Below are 5,228 nucleotides of genomic sequence, written 5' to 3' on the forward strand. Positions count from 1 at the left end.
TCAGGTACATAGAGAGAATCTGCTCCTTAGTATAGTAACGTGTCACCTGGGGAGCAAGAATAATCTCTTGTAATTTTCTTATAATAGTATCTTTGTTGCCAACAATAGCATTTTTAATAAGCTGTTGTGTGATAGTGCTACCGCCGGAGACAATGCGACCGTGGGTCAGATCGTCGAGGGCGGCGCGCACGATACCAGTAATATCGTAGCCGGGGTTATTCCAGAAATTCTGATCCTCGATAGCGATCTCGGCATGCTGGAGATGAATAGAGATCTGCGAGAGCGGAACCGTTGTCTGAAGTCCCTCACTCGTCATCTGATAAATCAGATCTCCATTGGCATCGTACATCTTCAGGTTGTCTTTGGGCAGAATATCAGCCAAAGTGACAACCTGATGTCCGAAGCGTTCTTGAGTTGCGCTGACCAGGCCTGCAACGCCGACCAGCACGCTGGTAAGTACAACAATCACAGCCAGTGAGATCACAGCCAGCGGCAGCAGCGTCCACTGGGTACCGATCTTCTCGGCCAGTGCGTAACGCAGATTGCTGCGATGAAGGTTTTTGCGCTTGTAGTGGCGTCGCAGGCGCCAGCCGTGCGGGTGGGTCATCAGATGAGGCGCCTCATAATAGACCCCGACTGGAGGTTTTTCAGGGCGCTCCTCCAGCCGCTGCGCGGCGGCGGCTCGGCTGTTGGCTGGCAGACGAGCCGGGAGATGGAGAATCTCCGTCTTCTCTCCTGCTGACGCTTCTTCCAGGACCTCTATCTGTCTCTCGTCGGACATAGTCTATCCCTTCTTCTCTCTCCTGCTTGCTTGCTGATCCCATGACAGGGTTTGCACAAAGGCTGTCCCTGCCTGTCGGCTGCTGACTCTTCGCGGAGATAGCCCACACGCTTCACACTGACCCCTGTTCTCAGGGAGCAGGTGTCGCCTGAGAGTCAAAGGGTCCTTATATTCAGAATAGCAGGTAACAGAAAACTGGCAATCTATCTTAATGGAGTGGATTTCACAGGAAATGTAGAATCTTGCCTGCTTTCGCTGCTTGACCCTTCGGGCGGGAGTCGCCAAAAGAACATGGCTTCACAATTGCTGTGCTTGCTTCTGGTCGTACCCTTATTCACGAACGAATGACCAGCGCCGCCAGTCACCGGCCCCTCTTACCCATTCCGTTTTTCAGATTTATATTCCTATTGTAACACAGAATGTATCATTAATTCAATTATGGCCCGGGAGTCACGCAATACTTTCTAGATTACTGCTGGGATGTCTTGCCCTCTCATCCCCCAGAGAGGGGCAGGCCTATGTTGCTCACAGCTGATAATACGTCGATCATCCTTGTTTTGTATCGGGAAGCCGGTCTTGTAGGAGAGAAAGGTAAGCAGACGGCTAGCGGGGCTGAATAGAGCGTAGATAGTGGGTTAGCCAACGGAGGAGGCGAGGTGAAGCACGGTTGACCAGGGCGAGGCTGGAGGTGAAAGGAAGGGCTGATGAGAGAGTCAGCTTGGTTGAGCGTTGCAAATTGAATCAGGAGAGCTAGCGTTTTCAGGAGGGCTGACAAGAACTTTGTTCAGCGGATGAACCGTCGCTTGAGCCTGGAGGAGAGGGAAGCTGGCTGCTCTCCTCGCCGAGGGCGGCCTCGATCAGGGCGGGTAAGATTTCATTAGTCAGTCGTTGGATCTGGTACAGGCTTTCAGCCCAAGGTAGTTCCTGGTGATCACGTGTTCCCTGAACCTCGGCCAATTGGATGAGGGTTTCATCGACAAGGCTGCGAAAGTAGAGGAAAGCACGCACGGCGTCGGCCACTGGCACTTGGGAAGTGCGGGTAATCGAGCCATATTCATGGCCGAGGCGTGCGGCTTCATGCAGCAATTCCGGGTAGGCTCCGGCCTCGGTAAGAGCCCGCAGCAGCAGCTCCAGCAAGCGTCGACCCAGGCGGCGATAGGCTTCTCGTGCGGCCTCGTCGAAATGGCGATGCCAGGGCAAGCGATCCAGCATGCCCTCAGCCCAGGCTTCGCGCACACGTCCCAAGACGCTTTGCACGAGGAGGCGTGCGGCGGGGTGAGGTTTGCGCTCACTTTCCTGACGCAAGTGGGCCTCGATATCGGAGCGGCGGAAGCGGCGATGGCCGCCGCTGGTACGGCGTGAGGGCAAGGCATTGCGGTCGGCCCAGAGGCGGACTGTTGCCGGGTGCATGCCCAGTAGTTCAGCGGCCTCGCGTAGACTCAGCCACTCCTCCTCTGGCCGTGGTGTAGAAGCAGACGTCATGGCCCGACCTCCCTCCAAAACCAGGGCCGGTGTGGTGCCGATAGATGAACAACGAACGGGCGAATGAAGGTCTGACGTATCTTCTGCGCCTGATGTTCCTCGAGTTTCACTAGCTGACCGACTGTACATCTCTCCCCTGTAAGTAGATTGTATGGGAATTGTGCATGCCCGTCAAGGCCGCTCTCCCCTCACGCCACGACAAGACCCGTCGGGACTCTCAGCCGATGGCTTTTCTTACTAGCCTTTCGATAGTGGCTCTATCTTCGCCAAAATGCTGCGCTAGACGCTGAATCGCTAGTTCGCGCAGCCTGGCACGCGCTTCGGGAGTAAGCGCCTGCACTAAAGCAGGATTGACAATATAATAGTCCCCTTCGGGGCTTATCTCCAGTAGTCCTCGACGCTCAAGACGTGGAAAGGGATCAATGCGAATAATGTCAATTAAGGTACCTTCTTCCAGTTCCGGATCATCTATCGCAGCTCGCCTCATACCATGCTGTCTCTCACGTGGTAATCCTTCTTGATCACGCAGTTGATAAAAGCGGCGAAAACAGGCCGCCACCTCATGTTGAGAAAAGGAACCCCGCTCATCAGTATGGGTTAATATGACCAGACAAAGCAGCATTTGATAGGCATAGACCATGCGCGTTTCACGCATATAGTGCTCCAGTTCATTCAGAGCTTGATGCTGCAAGGGTTCAGGAATGATAAGCTGAGGACGCGCTGCCACCGACAAGCCTTTCTTGGATAAATACTCGATGTAGTCTCTCTCGCGTACCTGACTTCCCAGGTGCTGTTCAGCAGCTTTGAGCTTTTTATATAGTTCCTCCGTGAGGAAATAGGCCTGGCGTCGGTAACCTTCCAGTATCGCTTCGAGTTTGGTAAATGGCTCGCAGAATCTTCGCCCCTCAATGAGTAGATTGAGTTCAACATTGAGGCCAAGACCGTTATTGGTCAGGTTTGAAGAGCCAACCAAGGCCCAGGCCAGCGCATTGCTGGTGCAGCCATAATAGACCTTGGGATGAAAGGTGTAGCCTGGCTCAGTGATATAGATAAAGACCTCTGCTCCCAGTTCTTGCAGCTTTCTGAAGGTCTCTACCCGATTCACTGGGGCCACTCCTACTGTGATTCGTGTACGCCTCGCGGCTGCCATAAGCGGACTGAGACTGTGCACCCCATTAGGGGAGATATAGGCCACGGCTAGCTCTAAATCCATGCCTCTATAGCGCTGAGCTATGTCCACAAGCTGCTCTAAGGGTTGAGTCACTAGGCTGACGCTCAGGTTAGTCATGAGTGATGTCTTCCTTTGCGATTGACTATACCCGACAAGCGAGATGCAAAATACCGCCTGCTACTTGTCTATAACGCCGCAAGGCAAACATTGAGAGCTTGCTTCTTCGGCCCCGAGGATGATGGTCATGCTAAAGGAAGGACAACCGACAAGCTATGATGGGCCTTACTAGTTTGGACTCGGTCATCAAAGAGGGCGGTATGCCACGGATAGTGAACAAGGTAGACTGCACGGCTGGGGGCTGGTATCTCAGGCACGACTATGGTACAATTGATGCCAATCGACAAGAGAGCAAGGACGCCGGCGAGGCCCTTCTACCGTTGCTTGATCCGGCAGGCTCATCCACTCTCGCTCTCCAATAGGCCCTCGCTCCCCTCTCTGCAGCCTGCAGGCGTCTGTCAGAGGTCGCTTCGCCCAGGCCTTCAGGGAAGGAGGTAAACCAGGCAGAGAGCCATAAACGAGCCGCCAGACTACAAGGGACCCCGCAAGCACCAGGGAGAGGAGCAACACTAGTATGCAGCGACAGTACGCCGTTTTCGGCGGCGGAGCACTCGGTCTGGTCGCCGCCTATCGCCTGGCGCAGGCCGGTCAGTCAGTCATGGTCTTCGAACAAGAAGAGATCCCCGGCGGACTGGCCGCCGGCTTCCAGGTCGAGCCGGGAATCTGGTTGGAGAAGTTCTATCATCACCTCTTCCGTACCGACCGCGCCGCTATCCGCCTGATTAAAGAATTGGGCCTTGGCCCACAACTGGTCTGGTCTACCCCTCGCACAGAGTCATTGATTGAAGGCCAGATCTACCGCCTCGATTCGCCTACCTCATTGCTGGCCTTTCGACCCCTGCGCTTCTCTGAACGCCTGCGCGTCGGCGCAGTGGCCGCTTTCCTAAAACTATCCCCGTCCTGGCCCTTGGAGGGCCGTACCGCTGCTCCCTGGCTGCGGCGCTGGATGGGGAAACGCCCCTACGAGCTGGTCTTCGAGCCACTCTTTGTGAGTAAGTTCGGCGCCCTCCATGAGCAGATCGCCTTGCCTTGGTTCTGGGCCCGCTTCCATGACCGCACTACCAGTCTGGGCTATCTCAAAGGCGGCTTCCAGCAACTCTACGATCGCCTGGTGGAACGCATTACTTCTCTCGGCGGCAAAGTTCTACTCGGCACCCGCATCGCAGGCGCTGAACCGCTGGCCGACGGTGGTTGGCAGGTGCGCACAACCCGCGGCACCTGGACCGTCGATCGTGTGATCTCTACCCTGGCTACTCGCCTGACGCTCCGTTTGATCCCTGCCCTGCCAGCAGACTATCGCGCCCGTTATGAGTGGGGTCAGGCTTATGGCGCCCATTGTCTGATCCTGGCTCTCGATCGCCGCCTGACTGCCACCTACTGGCTTAATATCTGCGATCCCGGCTACCCATTCTTGAGTATTGTCGAACATACTAACTTGCGCCCTCCAGAGGAGTACGGCGGTCGCCATCTGCTCTACCTGGGCAATTACCGTCCGATGGATGATCCGCTCTTCCAGATGGAGAAAGCAGAGGTTCTGGCCCAGTTTCTGCCCCACCTGCGCCGTATTCGCCCCGACTTCGACCCCTCCTGGGTGCGCGAGAGCTGGATGTTTCACGCTCCTTTCGCCCAACCGATCGTTACCCCCGACTACCGCGAGCATATCCCTCCCCTCAAAAC

5 protein-coding genes are annotated in these 5,228 nt (G+C 55.6%); 2 read left to right on the forward strand and 3 right to left on the reverse strand.

Going from position 1 to position 5,228, the window contains the following annotated elements; translation table 11 throughout:
* From IRZ24_RS16405 to IRZ24_RS16415, 3 genes are all read right to left on the reverse strand, one after another.
* A partial coding sequence (locus tag IRZ24_RS16405; RefSeq protein ID WP_297166442.1) for a biosynthetic peptidoglycan transglycosylase occupies positions 1 to 781 on the reverse strand: 781 nt, incomplete at its 3' end.
* A gap of 759 nt (positions 782 to 1,540) precedes the next feature.
* Positions 1,541 to 2,263, reverse strand: coding sequence for a helix-turn-helix domain-containing protein (locus tag IRZ24_RS16410; RefSeq protein ID WP_297166444.1), 723 nt, complete (start codon positions 2,261 to 2,263; stop codon positions 1,541 to 1,543).
* A 217-nt stretch (positions 2,264 to 2,480) separates the two neighbouring features.
* A complete protein-coding gene (locus IRZ24_RS16415; protein ID WP_297166447.1) occupies positions 2,481 to 3,551 on the reverse strand; it encodes a phospholipase D-like domain-containing protein in 1,071 nt (356 codons plus the stop codon).
* Positions 3,552 to 3,751: 200 nt separating this feature from the next.
* Between IRZ24_RS16415 and IRZ24_RS16420 the strand changes: the two genes are divergently transcribed.
* Both IRZ24_RS16420 and IRZ24_RS16425 read left to right on the forward strand, forming a co-directional pair.
* Positions 3,752 to 3,913, forward strand: coding sequence for a hypothetical protein (locus tag IRZ24_RS16420; protein ID WP_297166450.1), 162 nt, complete (start codon positions 3,752 to 3,754; stop codon positions 3,911 to 3,913).
* Between the two features lie 152 nt (positions 3,914 to 4,065).
* The coding region (locus IRZ24_RS16425; protein WP_297166453.1) for an FAD-dependent oxidoreductase at positions 4,066 to 5,228 on the forward strand (1,163 nt) is incomplete at its 3' end.

The sequence above is a fragment of the Thermogemmatispora sp. genome (assembly GCF_019683755.1).
Classification (GTDB): domain Bacteria; phylum Chloroflexota; class Ktedonobacteria; order Ktedonobacterales; family Ktedonobacteraceae; genus Thermogemmatispora.

Coding starts and splice junctions, on each gene's coding strand:
- IRZ24_RS16410 (WP_297166444.1), bottom strand. CDS start 2,263: ATGACGTCTGCTTCTACACCACGGCCAGAGGAGGAGTGGCTGAGTCTA.
- IRZ24_RS16415 (WP_297166447.1), bottom strand. CDS start 3,551: ATGACTAACCTGAGCGTCAGCCTAGTGACTCAACCCTTAGAGCAGCTT.
- IRZ24_RS16420 (WP_297166450.1), top strand. CDS start 3,752: ATGCCACGGATAGTGAACAAGGTAGACTGCACGGCTGGGGGCTGGTAT.